Genomic DNA, 18,958 nt, shown 5'->3' on the forward strand with positions numbered 1-18,958 from the left:
CCCCCCTTTACGCCCCGCAGGATTCGCGGACGATAAGGTCGGTCTGCAACCGGCCGGGAAGATTGTCCGGAACCGGATCGAGGATGCGCGAGACCAGCTGACGGCCGGCATCATAGGTATCCTGGCGGATGGTCGTCAGCGCGGGCGTGCTGAGCCGGCTGAGCAGCATATCGTCATAGCCCACGACCGAAACGTCGCGCGGCACGGCGAGACCGGCGCGACGCAGCGCGCGGATCGCCCCCAGCGCGATCAGGTCGCTCGACGCGACGATGCCGTCGAAGGCCACGTTGCGCCTGAGCAGCCGGCTGACGGCCGCCTCCGCCGATTCCAGCTCGAAATCCACCGGCACGTCCAGCTTGGGGTCCGCCTCCAGCCCGGCTTCCTTCAATCCTTCCATATAGCCGCGCCGCCGCTGCACCGCCTCGGGATCGGCACCGCCCAGGAACATGATCCGCTTGCGCCCCAGCCGGGCGAGATGGCCGGTCGCCCGGCGGCCGCCCAGCAGATTGTCCGACCCGATCGAGCAATAACGCTGCCCCGGCATCTGCGCGCCCCAGACCACGAAGCGCGCATTGGTATCGACCAGGCGATTGAGCGCATCGTGCAGCATCGCCTGGCCGAGGAAGATCACCCCGCTGGCCCGGCTGGTGGTGACGGCGGAGACGAGATCCTCATAGCTGGCGGGCGCGGTGTGGCTGACGGTGAAATCGCAATCCCGCGCGCGCGCCGCCTCGCCGATGCTGGCGAGAAGTTCCAGGAAGAAGGGGTGCGACAAGGGCAGCGGCCGGCCGCGCATGTGCGGCGTCACGATCGCGATCGATCCTTCCGCGCCGATCGGCCCGGCCGGCATATAGGGGCGGAAGGGATAATCATGCTCGCGCGCCAGCGCCCAGATGCGCTGCTTGGTGCGCGTGCTGATCAGCGGATGATCGTTGAGCGCGCGCGACACCGTGGATATCGATACCCCGGCAAGCTGCGCCAGATCCTGCAGCGTGGTATTGCTGTTGCTACTGCTGGTCATTGCGCTCAAGCTGAACGTGGGGCGAATGCGAGCACCTTAGCGCATCAAAGGGGGGCCTTTGCAAGCGATGGACAGACATGCCGGCCGCTGCACGGTGATCCGGCCGCGCCTTTCCTTCATGCAGATATGGAACATGTGCTGCGGCCTGTTCGGCGTGCAGATCGTGTGGGGGCTCCAGAACGCCAACACCAGCCGCATCTTCCAGACGCTGGGCGCCGACGTGGACGAGCTGGCGATCCTGTGGATCGCGGCGCCGATCACCGGGCTGCTGGTGCAGCCGATCATCGGCTATCTGAGCGACCGCACCTGGACCCCGCTCGGCCGGCGGCGGCCCTATCTGCTCGGCGGCGCGATCCTGACAGCGATCGCGCTGTTCGCCATGCCCAACGCGCCGACGCTCTGGACGGCCAGCGTGATGCTGTGGGTGCTGACCGCCTCGGTCAACATCGCGATGGAGCCGTTCCGCGCGCTCGTGGCGGATACCCTGCCGGAGGAGCAGCGCGCCCAGGGCTTCGCGATGCAGGTGTTCTTCATCGGCGCCGGGGCGGTCTTCGCCTGCGCCCTGCCATGGATACTCACCCACTGGTTCGGCATGAGCAGCCGGGGCGAGCCGCACATGCTGGCGCAATCGGTGCGGCTGGCTTTCTATATCGGCGGCGCCTTTGTTCTCGCCGCCGTGGCGTGGACCGTGTTCACCACGCCGGAACGCCCGCCGGCCAGCCTTGCCGCCGATGCGTGGGGGCCGCCACCGCACACCGTGCCGAGCGCGGAGGGCGCCGCCTCGCTGATCCGGGGCGGCATATTCTGGATGACGGGGGGCGCCGCCGTCGCGCTGGTCGCGGCCTGGGTGCGCTACGAACGGGAAGTCTATGTCGTGGCGGCCATCGCCGTGGCGTTCGGCCTCGCCCAGCTCGCCACCGTCTGGCGGCGGCGGCGCGGCCATAGCGCGCTCGGCATGCTGGAGATCGTGGAGGACATCCTCCACATGCCCGATGTGCTGCGGCGCCTCGCCATCGTGCAATTCTTCACCTGGTTCGGCCTGTTCGCCATGTGGATCTACACCATCCCGGCCGTGGCCGCGCGCCACTACGGCACCACCGATCCGGGCTCCGCCGCCTATAATGCCGGCGCCGACTGGGTGGGCGTGCTGTTCGCGGGGTATAATGGCGTCGCGGCCGTCATGGCGCTGGCCCTGCCCCGCATCGGCGCGCGCATCGGCAAGCGGATCACCCATGCGACCTGCCTCGCCCTCGGCGCGCTCGGGCTGGCGGGCTTCCTGCTGATCGATGATCCGCGCCTGCTGTGGATACCCATCATCGGCATCGGCTGCGCCTGGGCGTCGATCCTCTCCATCCCCTATGCGCTGCTTGCCGATGCGGTTCCGGTGCACAAGACCGGCGTCTATATGGGCATTCACAACATGTTCCTCGTCCTGCCCCAATTGGTCGCCGCCACAGTGCTCGGCCCGCTGGTCGGCCACGGCTTCGGCGGACAGGCGATATTCGCGATCGCGCTGGCCGCCGGCTGCCTCATGCTGGCGGCCCTGTGCGCACTCGCCATACCGCGCCCCGCGAGCCAGCACGGCTGAACCGCCTCATCCTGCGCAACCGTTTATGCAAATTTTGCACAGACAGGACAAGAGCCCGGCAATTTTTCTCTCCCGACAAACAACGCCATCCAGCGCTGGCAGCCCAATATCCGGCATTTTACCGTCAAACTCCGTAATTTAATATCATCCTATGGCTACATATCGTCATTTTCCACCGGTCAAATAGTTCTTGCACTCTCCGCAAACTTACGCAAAGTTGCGCAAATCGAAGCATCGACGCGGCTTTGCGCGCCGATTCGATTCGAGGAGATGGCACGGCGGCGGCATGGATCGCCCCGGCCGGAGAGGAGGGGGACCGATGGAATCGCGCATGACATGCGCCTCACGCGGGCCGGGGTCAGGCATCGCCGCTCCGGGCGCCAGGTCCGGCCACCACCAATTGATCGGGAAGCATCCGGGACGGCCCAGCAGGCCGGAACCGGCTTTCGACGCGAATCCCGCATGACAAAGCGGGGCGGCAGCGCCCCGGCTTCGATTGCGTGAACAACGCCGCGCCCCGCGAGGGGACACGGCATGATGGGGAAAAGGGGAGTTTAGCATGAGGGACGTGCGTTCGAATCGCGCCTGCGGCGCCATTCTGAGAGGCGGCGCATCGCTGACGGTGCTTGCGCTGGTCGGCTTCGGCACAGCGACGCAGGCATTCGCCGAGGATCAGATCACCGCCGCCAACGTCGCGATCACCGCCGCCGAGGCCGCCAATGCCGCGCCCGCGGAAGCCGCGGACAGGGAAAATCCGAGCGACATCGTCGTCGTCGGCGTGCGCGGCGCCCTCGCCAGCGCGCAGAACATCAAGAAGAACGCCGACACCGTCGTCGATTCGATCACCGCGACCGACATCGGCGCCTTCCCGGATAAGTCGGTGTCCGAGGCGCTCCAGCGCGTTCCCGGCATCACCGTCTCCCGCCTGCAGTCGAGCGACGACAGCACGCACCCCTCGGGCGAGCCGACCAGCGTCCTCGTGCGCGGCCTGCCGCAGGTCCGCACCGAGTTCAACGGCCGCGACAGCTTCTCCGCCGATGCCTCGCGCGGGCTGAACTTCAACGACGTCTCGCCCGAGCTGATGGCCGGCGTCGACGTCTACAAGAACCAGACGGCCGAGATGATCGAAGGCGGCATCGCCGGCACGGTCAACCTCCGCACCCGCCTGCCCTTCGATCAGGACGGCCTGCTCGTCTCGGGCAACCTGAAGGGCAATTATGGCGACCGGTCCGACAAATGGACCACCGAATATTCGGGCATCGTCAGCTATTCGAAGGAAACCGACGCCGGCCGCTTCGGCCTGATGGCCAATTACGCCCGCTCGCACGTGGTGACGCGCACCGAAAGCGTCATCATGGACAAGATCGACACCTATTGCTCGGCCGGCGCGCTCGCCCCCGATGGCGAGACCGGCATAATCGGGCCGGACGGCAACGTCGTCTGCACGGCCAATCCCTTCGGCGGAAACAACTGGGCCTTCATTCCCGATGGCGTCCGCTTCTCGCAGGTCGATTATGATCGCACCCGCCACGGCGTGGCGCTTGCGGCGCAATATGAGAATCCGACCGGCAATTTCCGCGCCACCGCGCAATATACCCAGTCGAAATATCACAACGCCTGGCTGGAACGCGCCGCGCATACGAAATTCGAAGGCGGCTATTACGGATCGTCCGCCTTCCGCCCGCGCGCGAGCAGCAACCTGGGTCCGGCGCCCGGCACCGGCAGCCTGATCTTCGGCGCGGACGGCATGCTCACCTCCGGCACGCTGACCGGCGGCACCGGCGACTGGGGCGGCAGCACCGAGGACAATATCAATCGCGGCTCCGCGGTTCCCGGCCTTCCCTTCGTCAATTATTGCGGCGCCGGATCGAACTGCGAAACCCAGCGCCAGGGCCTCTATCTGGAAAATGAGGCGCGCAATTTCGACCATAAGGAAAATACCAAGGATTTCTCCTTCAACGTCAAATGGGACCCGACGGACCGGCTGCACGCCAGCTTCGACGTCCAGCGCATCACCGCCTCGACCGACAATTACGACATCCTCGTCGCCACCGGATCGATGGCGAACATGCAATATAGCGTGAACAAGGACGGCACGCCGCAGGTCAACCTGCTGCCCGGCTCCAACGTCAATTATGCCGAAGGCGGCCTCGCCAACCCGCATAATTACTGGATGCCGTTCATCCAGGCCCATCTGGAGGACAATAACGCCAAGGAAACCGCGCTGCGCGGCGACGTCGAATATGAATTCGACGACAATAGCTGGATCAACTCGCTGAAGGTCGGCGTCCGCTATGCCGATCGCAGCCAGACGGTGCGCTATTCCACCTTCAACTGGACGCCGATCGCGGCCCCTTATTACAATTGCAACGGCCCGGGCTTCAACATCGACAACACGTCGCCCGCCCCCTACCCCACCGCCTGCGCCAACGGCCGCCCGGATTTCCAGGGCTATGGATCGGGCATCTGGGAGTCGGTCGGCCTCGGCAAGGATTTCTACAACGGCAACGTCTTCCCCAACACCAACCTCGTCTTCATGAACCGCAAGACGTTGCAGGATCGGCAAGGGCTGCCGGAGGCCGTGAGCGGCCCGGCCACGAATTCGCCCCTCCCGCCGGGCTGGGTGCCGATCTGCGACCGGCCGGGGCTGCCGGAGAATAGCTGCTTCCTGCCGCAGGAAGTGATGCACGTGAAGGAAAAGACCACCGCCGGCTACATCATGATGCGGTTCGGCGGGGACGATAAGACGATCTTCAACGACGTCACCGTCCAGGGCAATGTCGGCGTCCGCGTGGTCCACACGGAAATCACCAGCACCGGTTCGGTGGGCTTCCCCACCAATACCGATCTCACCCGATTGCTGGAATCGCCGTGCGGCGATCCGCTCGGGCCGAACTCGGTGGTGAATCCGGCCTGCTACCTGACCGACGACATCCTGGCCTTCGCGGATGCGTCTAACCTGCCCAACACGTTCAAGACCTCCTATACGCACGCCTTGCCCAGCCTGAACGTGCGCTTCGGCCTGGACGACAAGCAGTTCATCCGCTTCGCGGCGTCGCGGGCGATATCGCGCCCCGATTTCGGCCTGCTTCGGAACTATGTTTCGATCCAGACGCCGGTGATCGATACGGCGCCGGATTCGCCTTATGTGGTCTACACCTCGCCCGACGCGCCGCACACGCCGGAGAATGTGAAGGGCTACAACTTCCTGTTCCGGGCGGAATCGGGCTATGCGGCGCTCAAGCCGGTGCGGGCCGACCAGTTCGACCTCACCTATGAACGCTATATGGGCAATAACAGCGCGCTCAGCGTCGGCGCCTTCTACAAGAAGCTGCATGGCAGCTTCTCCTATGGCGAATTCGGCCGCGAATTCACCAACGACGCCGGATCGAAGCAGACCGTGCTGATGCGCGGTCCCCGCAACCAGAAGGGCGGCGGCGAGCTTTACGGCGTCGAAGCGGCCTACCAGACCTTCTTCGATTTCCTGCCCGGCCTGCTGAGCGGCCTCGGCATGCAGGCCAACTACACCTATGTCCACCAGTCGGGCATCAACAACTCGAACCTCGTGACCCAGGGCGCGCTCGATGCCGGCGGCACTGGCGGGTTCGGCGCGGGCCTGGACGTGACCGGCAACCGCGGCGCGGTGATCGACTCCCATCGCCTGGCGGGCATCTCCACGCACTCGTTCAACGTGGTGGGGCTGTATGAAAAGGGTCCGGTCGGCTTCCGTCTCGCCTATAACTGGCGGTCGCGCTTCCTGACCAACAACCTCGATTGCTGCATCGGCCTGCCGGTGTTCCAGAAGTCGGCCGGTTTCCTCGACGGATCCATCCGCTTCTCGGTGAACCAGTTCATCGAGCTTTCGGTCGAAGCCTCCAACCTGCTCGATACCAAGACGGTCTATCAGCAGCAGATCTTCGGTGACTCGATCGTCACGCCGGGTGCGAAGGCGGTCTATCGCGATGCCGGCTGGAACCGCGTCGACCGGCGCTTCCAGTTCGGCGCCCGCTTCAAGCTCTGATCCCCACTGGCGTCGCCGCAGGTCTCCCGCGGCGACGCCGATTTTTCCGGTCCGAACATCGGGGGCGGCACATGCAGGCAGATGAAGCGGTGGCAAGATCCCGATTGAGGATCGTCATCGTCGGCGGGGGTTCCGCCGGCTGGATGTGCGCGGCCGGCCTTGCCCGGCTCCTGCCCGCGACCGACTATGACATCACCCTGATCGAATCCGACGAGATCGGGACGGTGGGCGTGGGCGAAGCGACGCTCCCCCACATCAAGACCTTCAACGACATGCTCGGGATCGACGAGGCGGAGTTCCTGCGCGAAACCCAGGGCACCTTCAAGCTCGGCATCGAATTCGTCGGCTGGGACCGGGCGGGCGATCGCTACATCCACCCCTTCGGCGCCTTCGGCGAGCCCTGGGTGGGCGTCGATTTCCAGCATCATTGGGTGCGGGCGGCGCAAGCCGGCTTCGATCCCGGCCCGATCCAGGATTATTCCTTCGCCGTCGCCGCCGCGCGCGCCGATGCCTTCGAATTCCCCGATGGCGATCGCAACTCGATCCGCTCCACTTATGCCTATGCCTATCATTTCGACGCCGGCCTCTATGCGGCCTTCCTGCGCCGCTGGGCGACGGCGCGGGGCGTGCGCCGGATCGAGGGACAGGTGATCGATGTCGGCCACAACGCCATATCCGGCCATGTCGAGACGCTGCGCCTGAAATCGGGCGCGACGCTGGCGGGCGACATCTTCGTCGATTGCAGCGGCTTCCGGTCGCTGCTGCTCGGCGGGGTCATGGGCGTCGCATGGCAGGACTGGAGCGAGTGGCTGCCCTGCGATCGCGCGCTCGCCGTGCCGTGCCGGCGGACGACCGCGCTCACCCCCTATACCCGCGCCACCGCGCAACGGGCGGGCTGGACGTGGCGCATCCCGCTCCAGCATCGGGTGGGCAACGGCTATGTCTTCTCCAGCCGTTACTGCGACGAGGTCCAGGCCCGCGAAACCCTGCTCGCCGCGATCGAGGGCGAGCCGCTGGCCGAGCCCCGCCTGCTCCGCTTCGCCGCCGGCCGCCGCGCGCTTGCCTGGGAACGCAACTGCATCGGCATCGGCCTGGCCAGCGGCTTCCTGGAACCGCTGGAATCGACCAGCATCTTCCTGATCCAGGCGGCGGTGATCGATCTCGCCAGCCTGATGCCCACGCCCGGCTTCGGCAATCGCATGGACCCGCGGCTGATCGCCGAATTCAATCGCCTGTTCGAGATCCAATATGATCGGGTGCGCGATTTCCTGGTGCTGCATTATGCCGCCAACAGCCGCGAGGGCGAGCCGCTGTGGGATCATGTCCGCGCCATGCGGCTGCCCGACAGCCTGACCCACAAGATCGAGCTGTTCGAGGCCAGCGCCGCCGCGCCCGATTACGCTTACGGCCTCTTTTCCCGCGACAGCTGGCTTTCCGTGCTGTTCGGCCAGGGGCTGCGGCCCCGCGCCTATAACCGGCTGGCCGATCATCTTCCCCTGGAAGAACTGGAAAGGCGGATGCGCGACCTCAGGAGCCGCATCGCCGCCAATGCCGGGCTGATGACGGCGCAGGAGGATTTCATCGCCGGCTACTGCCCGGCGTCGCCCCCTGCCCCGCCGATGGAGAGCGCGGCATGAGCGCGCACCCGATCGAGACGGTCGTCATCGTCGGCAGCGACACCACGCTGTGGCTGGCGGCGGCCGTGCTGCGCAATGCGTTGCGACCGGCGGGGCTGGCGGTCGAGGCGGTCGAGCTGCCGGCCACGCTCCGCCCCGCCGACGTCCACGCCACCCTGCCGCCGCTGGAGGCGCTGCACGCGCAGCTCCGCATCGACGAGAAGGCGCTGTTGCGGAGCACGGGCGGCGCCTTCTCGCTCGGCCAGAACTTCACCGATACCAGCGGCGCGGCGCCCGCCTTCCTGCATGCCTATGGCTCGTGCGGCGCGCCGATCGAGGATCGCGAATTCTTCGCTTACTGGCTGAAGGCCCGGCGCCACGGCCTGGCGGTGCCGCTGGACGATTTCTCGCTCACCGCATCGGCCGCCCGCCACGGCCGGCTGATGATCCCGGATGACGAGACCGATCGCTATGGCCGCGCGGACTATGGCTATCACCTGCCCGCCCTCGCTTATGCCCGCAGCCTGAAGATGCTGGCGATCCGCGATGGCGTGCGGGCGCACGAGACCAGCGCGCTCGGCATCGCCCTCGATCCCGACAGAGGCACGATCAAGGCGGTGGAACTGGAAGGCGGCCGGCGCATCGAAGGCCAATTGTTCATCGACGCCACCGCCGACGCCCGGCTGATCGGCCGCGCGCTCGGCGTGCGCGTGGAAAGCTGGCGCGATCACTTCCCCGTCGACCGGGTTCTCGCCGCCACCGGCCCGCGCTTCGCCTCGATCCCCATCTATGCCGAGGTGCGCGTGTCCGAAGGCGGCTGGACGGCACTCCATCCGACCCAGGCCGCGACCCATGTCGTCCATGCCTATGCCAGCGCTTCCGCCAGCGACGAGGAAGCGGCGGTGGCGGCCGCCCGCGCGGCGGGCATGCCGATCGCCGACATCGCGATACGATCGCCGGAGCCCGGACGCCGCGAAAGCGCGTGGGCCGGCAATTGCGTGGCGATCGGGGCGGCCGCCTGCACCTTCGATCCGGTCCATGGCGTCGATCTGCACGCCGCCCAGCTCGGGCTGGTGCACCTGCTGTCCTTTTTCCCCGCCGGAACCGATCATGCGGCCGAGCGCGCGGAATATAACCGGATCATGCGGTCGAGCCTCTGCCGGCTGCGCGATTTCCAGTCCGCTCATTATGCGCTCAACCGCTATGGAGACGCCCCTTTCTGGACGGCAGCGCGCGAAGCGGCGCTGCCGGCGGAGCTCGCGCAGGATATCGCCACCTTCCGCGCGCGCGGCCTCGTCGCGCCGCGCGAGGATGAAAGCTTCTCCCCCGATAGCTGGCGCGCCCTGTTCGTCGGCCATGGCACCGTGCCGGAAAGCTATATCCCGGCGGTCGATACCGTGGCGGCCGATGCGGTGAAGGAACATTTCCGGCGGATGCTGGGCTTCGTGCGCGATCAGGTGATGCGCCAGCCCACGCACGACCAGTATCTGGACGGCATCGGCGGGGCCTCCCGTGGCTGAAGCGGCGCGCCTCGATCCCATGGCGACGATATTCGATATCGATGCCCTGCCCGAGGTGGCGGCGATCGCGCCCCCGGCGGATATCGCGGCACTGATCGCGGCGGAAACGCCCGTGGTCATCAGGGGCCTCGTCGATGCCTGGCCCGCGGCGGCGATCGGCCGGCGATCGCCGCAACAGCTCAACGCCTATCTCAAGGCCATGGATCGCGGCGCGCCCGGCCCGGTGATGGAGGCCCCGGCGCGCGGCGGCGGACGGTTCGGCTACGGGCCGGACATGCGCGAATTCAGCTTCACCAGGCGCCAGGCCCGGATCGGCGAGACGCTGGACCGGATGGAACGCCTGATCGGCCAGCCCAATGCGCCGTTCGTGGCGATCCAGATGCTGCCGCTCGCCAGCCATCTGCCAGCTTTCGCGGCAGCCAACCCGATGCCGCTGCTGCCGGGGGTGATGCCCCTGCTGTGGATCGGCGGCCCCGTCCGGTCGCAGACCCATAATGACCGCGACCATAATCTGGCCTGCGTCATCGCCGGGCGGCGGCGCTTCCTGCTCTTTCCGCCCGATCAGGTCGGCAATCTCTATATCGGCCCGCCCGATCGGCCGCCGCCCTTGTCGCTGGTCGATCCCGAGGCGCCGGACCTCGATCGCTTCCCGCGTTTCCGCGCGGCGATGGCGGCCGCCCGCGTCGCCCGGCTCGATCCCGGCGACGCGCTGTTCCTGCCCCGTTACTGGTGGCACCACGTCACCTCGCTCGATCCCTATAATGCGATGGTGAACTATTGGTGGGGCGGCGCACCCGCCGGGATCGAGAATCCCAACGACATCTTCCAGGCGGCGCTGCTTGCCATCAAGGAGCTGCCCGACAGCGAGCGGGCCTATTGGCGCGCGATGTTCGACGCCCATGTCTTCCGCGCGGAGGACGATGCCGTCGCGCACATCCCGCCCGATCTGCGCGGCCCCCTTGGCCCGATGCGCCCCGGCCAGCGCGCCGCCCTGAAGCAGCAGTTGCTGGCCGCGCTCGCCCGATCGCCATGATGCCCGGCCAAACCTTCCCCTTTTCCTCCCCACGAAAGAGATCCGCCCTGATGATCCTCCGTCCGCTTGCCCTTATCGCCGCGCTCGGCCTGCCTGTCGCAGCACAGGCGGCCAACCGCGAATGCGCGCAGTCGCCTGGCAAGGTGATCGAGCTGTGCGTGTTCGTGGATCAGGGCCAGGCCTTCTACCAAGTCAGCCGGCGCGGCGTGCCGGTGCTGGCCCCTTCCACGCTCGGCCTCGGTTTCGCCGGCGAACCGCGGGCGCGCTACACCGCGCTGGGCAATGCGCGCCGCGCCGCGGTGGACACGCAGTGGGAACAGCCCTGGGGCGAACAGCGGCTGATCCGCGACAATCATAACGAGCTGGCCGTGACGCTTACCGGCGATACCCCGCTCAACAGCAGCGTCGGCGTCACCTTCCGCCTGTTCGATGACGGCATCGGCTTCCGCTACGATTATGGCGCGATACCCGCTGGCCAGGCCGTGTCCGTCACCGCCGACCATAGCCAGTTCCGCACGGTCGGCGCCTATCAGGCATGGTGGTATGAGGCGCTGGGGCAGGAACGCGACGAATATCTCTACACGCAGACCGACGCCCGCCGCATCACGCTGGCCGAAACGCCGCTGACGATGAAGGGCGAGAACGGCCTTTACCTTTCCTTCCACGAAGCCGCCCTGGTCGATTTCCCTAGCATGCTGCTGGCCGGCGATGGCGCGGGCACGCTCAGCGCGCGGCCGATGCCCTGGCCGGATGGCGTGCTGGCCCGCAAGACCGGCCCCTTCACCACCCCCTGGCGCACCGTCCTGATCGGGGAGAGCGCCGGGGCGCTGGCGGACAGCCGGATCGAGCTCAACCTGAACGAGCCCAGCCGCATCGCCGACATATCCTGGTTCAAGCCGACCAAATATGTCGGCGTGTGGTGGGAGATGCACCTCAAGAAGACGACATGGGGCAGCGGCCCCACGCATGGCGCCAACACCGTCAATGTCGAACGCTACATGGATTTCGCCGCCAAATATGGTTTCGGCGGGGTGCTGGTGGAAGGCTGGAACAAGGGCTGGGACGGCGAATGGACCGAGCATGGCGACCAGTTCAGCTTCACTGAGCCCTATCCCGATTTCGATATCCGGGCGATCACCGCTTATGGCAAGGCCAAGGGGGTCGAGCTGATCGGCCATCATGAAACCGGCGGGGCGGTGGTGAATTACGCGGCCCAGCTTGAGGACGCGATGAAGCTCTATCAGGATGTCGGCGTCTCGGTCGTCAAGACCGGCTATGTGAAGCATAGCGGCGACATCCTGGACGAGAATGGCGGCAAGCAGTGGTTCGCCGGCCAATATATGGTCCGCCATCACCTGCATGCCGTGGAGGTCGCGGCCGCGCACCGGATCGCCATCGACGCGCACGAGCCGGTGAAAGATACCGGGCTGCGCCGCACCTGGCCCAACATGATCAGCCGCGAAGGCGCGCGCGGGCAGGAATTCAACGCCTGGGGCACGCCGACCAATCCGCCCGAGCATACGGTGATCCTGCCCTTCACCCGCATGCTCGCGGGGCCGATGGATTATACGCCCGGCATCTTCGACATCACCCACGGCAAGACGGAGGTGACCGAGCGGGTCCAGTCCACGCTGGCCACCCAGCTTGCCCTCTATGTGGTGCTATATAGCCCCGTGCAGATGGCGGCCGACCTGCCGGAGAATTACGAGGCGCGGCCCGATGCCTTCCAGTTCATCCGCGACGTGCCGACCGACTGGGAGACGTCCAGGACGCTCGCGGGCGAGATCGGCGACTATATCGTCGTCGCCCGCCAGCCGCGCGGCGGCAAGGACTGGTTCCTCGGCGCGCTGACCGACGAGGAAGCCCGCACCCTCGGCCAGCCGCTCACATTCCTAACCCCCGGCAAGCGTTACGAGGCGCAGATCTATCGCGACGGGCCGGATGCCGATTACCGCACCAATCCGACCGCGCTCGTCACCGAACGCAGGATCGTGACCAGCAAGGACGTGCTGACCTTCAACCTCGCGCCGGGCGGCGGCACCGCGATCCGCTTCAAGCTGCTGAACTGAAGGGGGAGGCGGGGTGCGCCATCGATCGAGCCGCATCCCGCCAGCCGCCATATCGATCTGTTGCGCCGGCACCTTCCGAGCATTGCCGAACAGCCAATAATTCGAATTGGCGACATGATGCGGACAGCCGTTTTTCCTTGTCCGTCACGGGATTGCCAAAGTCGATTCCCCCCCTATTCTGCCCGTCCAGCGTGAAGGGGCGGCACGAACGCACGAGAACGCCGGCCCGAACCTTCGCGCCCCAACAGGGGAAGGAGATCGGATGCCTATCGTCTATCTGGCCATAGCCTGCGGCGTCATCGCCATATTATACGGTTTGCTTACCAGTCGACAGGTTCTCGCCGCATCGCCCGGCAATGAGAAGATGCAGGATATCGCTGCCGCCATCCAGGAAGGCGCGCAGGCCTATCTGGGGCGGCAATATCGCACCATCGCCATCGTCGGCGTCGTGGTGGCGGCGCTGGTCCTGTATTTCCTGGGGCGCATATCGGCGGTCGGTTTCGTCATCGGCGCCGTGCTTTCCGGCGTCACCGGCTATATCGGCATGAACATCTCGGTTCGCGCCAATGTCCGCACCGCGGAAGCCGCGCGCGGCAGCCTGCAGGGCGGGCTCACCCTCGCCTTCCGCGCGGGCGCCGTCACCGGCATGCTCGTGGCAGGGCTGGGCCTGCTCGCGATTGCGATCTTCTTCTGGTATCTGACCGGGCCGGGCGGCATGTCGCTCGACATCCCCGAACAGAAGCGCGTGGTGATCGACGCGCTGGTGGCGCTGGCCTTCGGCGCCTCGCTGATCTCCATCTTCGCGCGCCTCGGCGGCGGCATCTTCACCAAGGCGGCGGACGTCGGCGCCGACCTCGTCGGCAAGGTCGAGGCCGGCATCCCCGAGGACGATCCCCGCAACCCCGCCGTGATCGCGGACAATGTCGGCGACAATGTCGGCGACTGCGCCGGCATGGCGGCCGACCTGTTCGAAACCTATGTCGTGACGCTCGGCGTGACGATGGTTTCGATCGCCCTGCTCATCACCGCAGCGCCCGCCGAACTGGGCGCGCTGATGTCGTTGCCGCTGGCGATCGGCGGCGTGTGCATCATCACCTCGATCATCGGCACCTACATGGTGCGGCTGGGCAAGAGCCAGTCGATCATGGGCGCGCTCTACAAGGGCTTCTGGACGTCGGCGATCCTGGCGGTGCCGGCCTTCTGGTTCGTCACCAACTGGGCGCTCGCCGGCTATGGTGGCATGGCGGCCACCTTCACGATCAACGATTTCAGCGGCAGCCCGATCGTCTTCACGGCGCTGGACCTGTTCTGGTGCATGCTGACGGGCCTTGCCGTGACCGGCGCGATCGTGTGGATCACCGAATATTATACGGGCACCAACTTCCGCCCGGTGCGATCGATCGCCCGCGCATCGGAAACCGGCCACGGCACCAACGTGATCCAGGGCCTGGCGATCAGCCTGGAGGCGACGGCGCTGCCGACGCTGGTGATCGTCGTCGCGGTGGTGCTGGCCTATCAGCTCGCCGGCATCGTCGGCCTCGCCTTCGGCGCCACCGCCATGCTGGCGCTGGCCGGCATGGTCGTGGCCCTCGACGCCTACGGCCCGGTAACGGACAATGCCGGCGGCATCGCCGAAATGGCGGGGCTGGACGATAGCGTCCGGGTCAAGACCGACGCGCTCGACGCGGTGGGCAACACGACCAAGGCCGTGACCAAGGGCTATGCCATCGGTTCGGCGGGGCTGGCGGCGCTGGTGCTGTTCGGTGCCTACACCACCGATCTCGGCATCTTCTTCCCGGAACTGAACGTCAACTTCTCGCTCGGCAATCCCTACGTCATCGTCGGGCTGCTGCTGGGGGCGCTGCTGCCCTATCTGTTCGGCGCCTTCGGCATGACCGCCGTGGGCCGCGCCGCCGGATCGGTGGTAGAGGAAGTCCGCGCCCAGTTCCGCGACAATCCGGGGATCATGGCGGGCACCAGCCGGCCGAATTATGCCCGCACGGTCGACCTCGTCACCAAGGCCGCGATCAAGGAGATGATCATCCCCTCGCTGCTGCCGGTGCTGGCGCCGATCGTCGTGTTCTTCGCCATCCGCGCGGTGGCGGGCGAGGCCAACGGCTTCGCGGCGCTGGGCGCGTTGCTGCTCGGCGTGATCGTGTCCGGCCTGTTCGTCGCCATCTCGATGACGTCGGGCGGCGGCGCGTGGGACAATGCCAAGAAATATATCGAGGACGGCCATCATGGCGGCAAGGGCAGCGATGCCCACAAGGCGGCCGTGACCGGCGACACGGTGGGCGATCCCTATAAGGATACCGCCGGCCCGGCGGTGAACCCGATGATCAAGATCACCAACATCGTGGCGCTGCTGCTGCTGGCGGCGCTCGCCCACGCGGGCTGAATTTCCTGAAGAATGCTGGCCCGTCCGGAGCGATCCGGGCGGGCTTTCCTTTCGGCCGGGCGCGGGGCCTACCGCTCGTCCCGTTCCTCGATCCGGTCCATCGCCTCGTCAAATTCCTCGATCGCCTCGGGCGTCGCGTCGTGGCGATTTTCCTGCTGGCTCAGGCGCCGGTTGACCTCCCAGCCGAGCATGACGGCGATGAGCAGGAACAGCAGGCCGACAAGGTAGAGCACCGCATCATCCTCCTTCGGCGAGCGTATCGAGCGCATTGATCCGTTGGTGCACCGCCGCCTCTATCTCGGTGCGGGGCAGCCCCGGCGGAAGCAGATCGGCGAACCGGAAGGTGACGATGCCGGCATGGCGCACGAAGCCGTGCCGGGGATAGAGCCTGCCGCTGTCGATCGCGACCGCCGCGACCGGCAGGCTCAGCGACTTGTAGAGGCCGGCGAATCCCGCCCGCAGCGGCGGCTGCTGGCCCGGCGGAACGCGCGTCCCTTCCGGGAAGATCAGGATCGACCGCCCTTCGGCGATCGCCGCCCTGCCCGCGACCAGCATCCGGCGGAGCGCCGCCGCCGATCCGGTGCGATCCACCGGGATGGCGCCGTAACGCCGCGCGATCGTGCCCCAGCCGGGCATGTCCGCCAGCTCGCGCTTCAGCACCACGGCGGGCTCGTGAAGGATGCGGAGCAGTTCCAGCGTCTCATACATCGACTGGTGCTTGGCGGCGATCAGCACGCAGCCCTCGGGCACCGGCCCCTCGATCCGGCTGCGGATGCCGAGCAGGTTGCGCGCGCACCAGCTGTGGAAGCGCGTCCACCCCACCGCATGGCGGCGCAACGCCGCCGGGCCGGCTAGCGCCACCGGAAAGGCGACCAGCACGGCCACGACCGATCCGGGATAGAAGACCAGTGCGAACAGCAACGAACGGAGAAACGCCATCGGCTTCATATTCCCAGCGGCGCCGCCACCCGGCGCAGCAGATATTTGTGATATTCGGTGAAGAGGACGCCGAGGCCCGGCTCGCTCGGCACCGCATCGGCCAGCAGCAGCACATTGCCGCCCAGCACGCGCGACAGCTCGAAACGGGCGCGGCGCATATGCCAGTCGGTGGTGACGAGCCGGACCGAGCGATAATGGTGGCGCGTCACCCATTCCACCGTCTCGTCGGCATTGGATCGGGTATCAACCGCCTCATTGCCCAGATCGACGCAGCAATCGACCAGCTTCAGCGGCGCGCCATAGGCCTCCGCGAACTCGGCCGGGCGGACGCGGCGGTCGGCGCCCGATACCAGCATCCGTTTCGCCTTGTTGCGTTCGAGCAGGTGCAGCCCGCGCTGGATGCGGCCCGGCCCGCCGGTCAGCACGACGATCGCGTCGGTCGTGCGATCGTCCGCCGGGCCGGGCATCGCGATGGCGAACCAGGCGAAGCCCAGCATCCAGAGGAGCAGCGCGCCGGCGACGATGCGCGAGATCATGGCCGCCGCCCCTTCATAACATCCGCCTCAATGCCGCCACGACCGTCCAGCGGGCGGCGAGCATCGCCATCACCATGCCCGCCAGCGGCAACGCGGCCAGCAAAGCCCAATGCATCGGAGAAAGCGCGAAGACCCCCACCAGTTCCGAACCGAGCGCCGCCAGTCGCGTCCCCAGCAGGGCGAGCACGGCGACCGCGGCGGCCAGGCCAAGCAACCCGCCCGCCAGCGCATCGATGGCGATGCGGCGCTGGAAAAGGCGTGCGATCTGGACGTCCGTCGCGCCCAGAAGGTGCATCACGTCGATGGTCGGGCGGTGGTTGTTGAGCGCGCCGCGCGCCGTCAGCACCACCACGGCGGCGGTGGCCCCGGCCATCAGCAGCACCAGCACCCCGGCCAGCCATTTGAGCGTGCCGATCACGCCGGCCAGCGGCGCCAGCGCGCGGGCATGATCGTCCACCCGCGCCGCCGGGGCGACGGGGGCGATGGCGGCCGCGATCCCCCCGGCATGGCGGCCCGGCTTCAACGTGGCATCGATCAGCACCGGCACCGGCAGGTCGCCAGATAAGGTTTCCTTGCCCAGCCACGGCGCCAGCAGCGCCTGCATCTCCGCATCGGTCACGCGGTGGACGGACGCGATGGCGGGGTGGCGGGCGAGCACCGCCATCGCCCGGCCGGCCTGCGCTTCGCGCAGGTCGGCGTTCGCCTCCACGATCTGCACGGTGACGCGATCGACCAGGTCGCCGCCCATGGCCCGCGCGGCCCCCGCCATGGCGAGGCCGCCGGCCGCCGCCAGCACCATCAGGAACATCATGATCGCGATCACCCAGGGCATCGGCCCCGCCAGCCGCGCATCGGGCAGCAGCCGCCCCTGGCCGGCGATGAAGGCGGGTAGCTTCACGGCCGCCTCCTCATGCCGGGCGCGTCGGCGGATGGCGCAGCGCGCCGGTGGGATCTTCCAGCCGCCCGCGATCGAGCCGCATCATCCGCGCATGGCCGATGCGGTTGATGAGATGCGCGTCGTGCGTCGCGACGACGATCGTGGTGCCCAGCTTGTTGAGCGCATCGAAAAGATGGATCAGCCGCCCCGCCATTTCGGGATCGACATTGCCGGTGGGCTCGTCCGCCACCAGCAGCTCCGGCCGGCCGATCACCGCGCGGGCGATGGCGACGCGCTGCTGCTCGCCGCCCGAAAGCGTCGCCGGCCGGGCGGCGGCGCGGTTGGCGAGGCCCACCCAGGCCAGCATCTCGCGCACCGGCTCGTCCAGCTCGCGTTCGGAGACGCCGGCCACGCGCAGCGGCAGCGCCACATTGTCATAAGCGGAAAGATAGGGGACCAGCCGGAAATCCTGGAACACCACGCCGATGCGGCGGCGGAAGCCCGGCAGGCGGCTGCGCGGCATGGTGACAATATCCTCGCCGAAAAGCTGGATCAGCCCCCGGCTCGGCCGCTGGGCGAGGTAGAGCAGCTTGAGCAGCGATGTCTTGCCCGCCCCCGACGGGCCGGTCAGCACGTAGAAGGCGCCCGCCGCCAGGGTGAAGCTGATGTCCGACAGGGTTTCCGCGCCCGTGCCATAGCGCAGACCGACATTATCGAACTGGACGATTCCGCCCATGTCTGCCCCGCCTGCTCCCCACTATGCGCGGATACGCCCCCGCTTCCGTCCCATGGCACGGGCGGGGCGAGAAGGTAAAGGCGGTGGCGACGTTTCGCGATGGGACGGCATCGCAAAGGCTTGCGGCCATTCGATCCGGAGGCCGGCCGGCCGCGCGTGAAAACGATATGCCGGGCGGCGGACGGCACCGTCCGCGGGGCTTCAATCCCCCGGATTGGCCTCGGCGACGGCCTTGGCGATCCGCGCTTCGAGATCCGCCTTGGCGAGGTTCAGCAGCAGCCCGTCTTCATTCTTGCCGAAGGCGGCCAGCGGCACCCGCGTCTTGCCCGCGCTCGTCGCCAGCACCGCGCCCGCCGCCTCCACGCTTTCGATCGTGCCGATCACCTCGCCATCCTTGTCGCGCACGGTGCTGCCGGCGGTGACGTCCTCGGCCTTGGCCGGCCCCGCCTGCGCCTTGCCCTTCCTGGACGAATGGCCGGCGCCATCCTTGCCGTCGTCCCGCGCCGCCGCGGGCATGGCGACCGCCAGCGCGCAGCCGATCAGCATGGCGCCCGTCATGATCTTCGGCATGTTCATTTTCCCCTCCCCTTATGATCCCATCCGG

At 67.4% G+C, this 18,958-nt stretch carries 14 protein-coding genes; 7 read left to right on the forward strand and 7 right to left on the reverse strand.

Annotated elements, in window-relative coordinates:
• Positions 1-7 precede the first annotated feature (7 nt).
• Positions 8-1,021: a LacI family DNA-binding transcriptional regulator gene (locus tag CV103_RS07990; RefSeq protein WP_070932899.1), complete on the reverse strand. Its 1,014-nt coding sequence runs from the start codon at positions 1,019-1,021 to the stop codon at positions 8-10.
• 67 nt (positions 1,022-1,088) lie between these two features.
• Here CV103_RS07990 and CV103_RS07995 point away from each other — a divergent pair, with 67 nt between their 5' ends.
• The 7 genes from CV103_RS07995 to CV103_RS08025 all read left to right on the forward strand — a co-directional run bounded on the left by CV103_RS07995 (position 1,089) and on the right by CV103_RS08025 (position 15,266).
• Complete coding sequence (locus tag CV103_RS07995) at positions 1,089-2,609, forward strand: MFS transporter (RefSeq protein ID WP_245896725.1); 1,521 nt, start codon at positions 1,089-1,091, stop codon at positions 2,607-2,609.
• A 559-nt stretch (positions 2,610-3,168) separates the two neighbouring features.
• Positions 3,169-6,630, forward strand: coding sequence for a TonB-dependent receptor (locus CV103_RS08000; protein ID WP_107394581.1), 3,462 nt, complete (start codon positions 3,169-3,171; stop codon positions 6,628-6,630).
• A gap of 71 nt (positions 6,631-6,701) precedes the next feature.
• Positions 6,702-8,267: a tryptophan halogenase family protein gene (locus CV103_RS08005; RefSeq protein ID WP_170112587.1), complete on the forward strand. Its 1,566-nt coding sequence runs from the start codon at positions 6,702-6,704 to the stop codon at positions 8,265-8,267.
• Positions 8,264-9,766, forward strand: a complete 1,503-nt coding sequence (locus CV103_RS08010) for a tryptophan 7-halogenase (protein WP_107394583.1) — start codon at positions 8,264-8,266, stop codon at positions 9,764-9,766. Before CV103_RS08005 ends, CV103_RS08010 begins: the two co-directional genes overlap by 4 nt.
• Entirely contained in the window at positions 9,759-10,799 is a 1,041-nt protein-coding gene (locus CV103_RS08015; RefSeq protein WP_245896728.1) for a cupin-like domain-containing protein, read from the forward strand. Before CV103_RS08010 ends, CV103_RS08015 begins: the two co-directional genes overlap by 8 nt.
• Before the next feature lie 50 nt (positions 10,800-10,849).
• Entirely contained in the window at positions 10,850-12,868 is a 2,019-nt protein-coding gene (locus CV103_RS08020; RefSeq protein ID WP_107394584.1) for a glycoside hydrolase family 97 protein, read from the forward strand.
• A 262-nt stretch (positions 12,869-13,130) separates the two neighbouring features.
• Positions 13,131-15,266: a sodium-translocating pyrophosphatase gene (locus CV103_RS08025; protein WP_015459612.1), complete on the forward strand. Its 2,136-nt coding sequence runs from the start codon at positions 13,131-13,133 to the stop codon at positions 15,264-15,266.
• Positions 15,267-15,334: 68 nt separating this feature from the next.
• Here CV103_RS08025 and CV103_RS22380 read toward each other — a convergent pair whose 3' ends face one another.
• The 6 genes from CV103_RS22380 to CV103_RS08055 all read right to left on the reverse strand — a co-directional run bounded on the left by CV103_RS22380 (position 15,335) and on the right by CV103_RS08055 (position 18,930).
• Positions 15,335-15,499 carry a hypothetical protein gene (locus CV103_RS22380; RefSeq protein ID WP_170112588.1) on the reverse strand — a complete coding sequence of 55 codons (165 nt, stop codon included), beginning with the start codon at positions 15,497-15,499 and terminating at the stop codon, positions 15,335-15,337.
• Positions 15,500-15,503: 4 nt separating this feature from the next.
• Positions 15,504-16,205, reverse strand: coding sequence for a lysophospholipid acyltransferase family protein (locus CV103_RS08035; protein WP_107394648.1), 702 nt, complete (start codon positions 16,203-16,205; stop codon positions 15,504-15,506).
• 5 nt (positions 16,206-16,210) lie between these two features.
• On the reverse strand, positions 16,211-16,741 hold the full coding sequence (locus CV103_RS08040; protein WP_015459609.1) for a YdcF family protein: 531 nt from the start codon (positions 16,739-16,741) through the stop codon (positions 16,211-16,213).
• A 13-nt stretch (positions 16,742-16,754) separates the two neighbouring features.
• The gene (locus CV103_RS08045) at positions 16,755-17,639 is read right to left on the reverse strand and encodes a cell division protein FtsX (RefSeq protein ID WP_107394586.1); all 885 of its coding nucleotides are present in this window, start codon (positions 17,637-17,639) and stop codon (positions 16,755-16,757) included.
• A gap of 10 nt (positions 17,640-17,649) precedes the next feature.
• Positions 17,650-18,354 (reverse strand): cell division ATP-binding protein FtsE, encoded by a 705-nt coding sequence (ftsE, locus tag CV103_RS08050; RefSeq protein ID WP_015459607.1) that lies wholly within the window; start codon positions 18,352-18,354, stop codon positions 17,650-17,652.
• A gap of 201 nt (positions 18,355-18,555) precedes the next feature.
• Positions 18,556-18,930 carry a hypothetical protein gene (locus tag CV103_RS08055; protein WP_051128750.1) on the reverse strand — a complete coding sequence of 125 codons (375 nt, stop codon included), beginning with the start codon at positions 18,928-18,930 and terminating at the stop codon, positions 18,556-18,558.
• Positions 18,931-18,958 lie beyond the last annotated feature (28 nt).

It is taken from the genome of Edaphosphingomonas fennica (genome assembly GCF_003034225.1).
Classification (GTDB): domain Bacteria; phylum Pseudomonadota; class Alphaproteobacteria; order Sphingomonadales; family Sphingomonadaceae; genus Sphingomonas_E; species Sphingomonas_E fennica.

Excerpts from the sequence above, each read along its gene's own strand:
- CV103_RS07990 (WP_070932899.1), bottom strand. The coding sequence starts at position 1,021 with ATGACCAGCAGTAGCAACAGCAATACCACGCTGCAGGATCTGGCGCAG.
- CV103_RS07995 (WP_245896725.1), top strand. The coding sequence starts at position 1,089 with ATGGACAGACATGCCGGCCGCTGCACGGTGATCCGGCCGCGCCTTTCC.
- CV103_RS08000 (WP_107394581.1), top strand. The coding sequence starts at position 3,169 with ATGAGGGACGTGCGTTCGAATCGCGCCTGCGGCGCCATTCTGAGAGGC.
- CV103_RS08005 (WP_170112587.1), top strand. The coding sequence starts at position 6,702 with ATGCAGGCAGATGAAGCGGTGGCAAGATCCCGATTGAGGATCGTCATC.
- CV103_RS08010 (WP_107394583.1), top strand. The coding sequence starts at position 8,264 with ATGAGCGCGCACCCGATCGAGACGGTCGTCATCGTCGGCAGCGACACC.
- CV103_RS08020 (WP_107394584.1), top strand. The coding sequence starts at position 10,850 with ATGATCCTCCGTCCGCTTGCCCTTATCGCCGCGCTCGGCCTGCCTGTC.
- CV103_RS08025 (WP_015459612.1), top strand. The coding sequence starts at position 13,131 with ATGCCTATCGTCTATCTGGCCATAGCCTGCGGCGTCATCGCCATATTA.
- CV103_RS08035 (WP_107394648.1), bottom strand. The coding sequence starts at position 16,205 with ATGGCGTTTCTCCGTTCGTTGCTGTTCGCACTGGTCTTCTATCCCGGA.
- CV103_RS08040 (WP_015459609.1), bottom strand. The coding sequence starts at position 16,741 with ATGATCTCGCGCATCGTCGCCGGCGCGCTGCTCCTCTGGATGCTGGGC.
- ftsE (WP_015459607.1), bottom strand. The coding sequence starts at position 18,354 with ATGGGCGGAATCGTCCAGTTCGATAATGTCGGTCTGCGCTATGGCACG.
- CV103_RS08055 (WP_051128750.1), bottom strand. The coding sequence starts at position 18,930 with ATGAACATGCCGAAGATCATGACGGGCGCCATGCTGATCGGCTGCGCG.